This window comes from Burkholderia sp. LMG 13014, assembly GCF_905232215.1.
Lineage (GTDB): Bacteria > Pseudomonadota > Gammaproteobacteria > Burkholderiales > Burkholderiaceae > Burkholderia.
On record NZ_CAJNKE010000995.1, the window covers coordinates 1 to 1333 of the forward strand.

Here is a 1333-nt window from a genome sequence, read left to right on the forward strand (position 1 = left end):
CCGGCCTACAAGCGGCAGGCCGTGCTCGACCATTGCGTCGCGCGCTTTCGCGAGCGCTTCGACGAGCTGGCCGAGGCGCTGTGCATCGAGGTCGGCAAGCCGATCAACGATTCGAAGGGCGAAGTGACGCGGCTGATCGACACGTTCCGCGTGGCGTCCGAGGAATCGGTGCGCATCGACGGCGAGATCATCAACCTCGAGATTTCCGCGCGTGCGCAAGGCTATACGGGCTACACGAAGCGCGTACCGGTCGGCCCGTGCTCGTTCATCTCGCCGTTCAACTTTCCGCTGAACCTCGCCGCGCACAAGGTCGCGCCGGCGCTCGCGGCCGGTTGTCCGTTCGTGCTGAAGCCCGCGAGCCGCACGCCGATCGGCGCACTGATCATCGGCGAGGTGCTCGCGGAAACCGATCTGCCGAAGGGCGCGTTCTCGGTGCTGCCCGCGCACCGCGACGGCGCCGACCTGTTCACGACCGACGAGCGTTTCAAGCTGCTGTCGTTCACCGGTTCGCCGGCCGTCGGCTGGGCGTTGAAGGAGAAGGCCGGCAAGAAGAAAGTCGTGCTGGAGCTCGGCGGCAACGCGGCCGCGATCGTCGATGCGGACCAGCGCGACCGGCTCGACTACGTGGTCGAGCGTCTGGCGTTCGGCGCGTACTACCAGTCGGGCCAGAGCTGCATCGGCGTGCAGCGGATCCTCGTGCATGCCGATCTGTACGACGTACTGCGCGAGAAGCTGATCGCGAAGACGCGTTCGCTGAAGATGGGCGATCCGAAGGATCCGTCGACGTTCGTCGGCCCGATGATCTCCGAATCCGAATCGCGCCGGCTGTCGGGCTGGATGGATGCGGCCGTCGCGGCGGGCGCGAAGATCGTCGCGGGCGGCAAGGTCGATGGCGCGATGTTCGAGGCGACGCTCCTGGAAAACGTCGGGCACGAGCAGGACCTCTACCGGAAGGAGGCGTTCGGCCCCGTTGCGATCCTCGAGAAGTTCGACCGGTTCGACGATGCGCTCGCGCGCGTGAACGACAGCGACTTCGGGCTGCAGGCCGGCGTGTTCACCGATTCGCTCACGCATGCGCAGCGCGCGTGGGACGAACTGGAGGTCGGCGGCGTTGTGATCAACGACGTGCCGTCGTTCCGCGTCGACAACATGCCCTATGGCGGCGTGAAGGATTCGGGCCTCGGCCGCGAAGGGATTCGTTACGCGATCGAAGACATGACCGAGCCGCGGCTGATGGTCGTGCGGCGCCGGTAACGCGCGGGCAGCAGCAGGGTGCCGCGACGGCACGCGGGCGGGCGATCGGGCCGGCCCGCGTGCCGGTTTTCATGGCGGC

At 67.4% G+C, this 1333-nt stretch carries 1 protein-coding gene; it reads left to right on the forward strand.

From position 1 onward, the window contains the following. Nucleotides 1–1254, forward strand: a 1254-nt coding sequence (locus JYJ84_RS36830; RefSeq protein ID WP_205190315.1) for an aldehyde dehydrogenase family protein, incomplete at its 5' end; no start/stop codon positions are given. Between the last annotated feature and the right edge of the window lie 79 nt (nucleotides 1255–1333).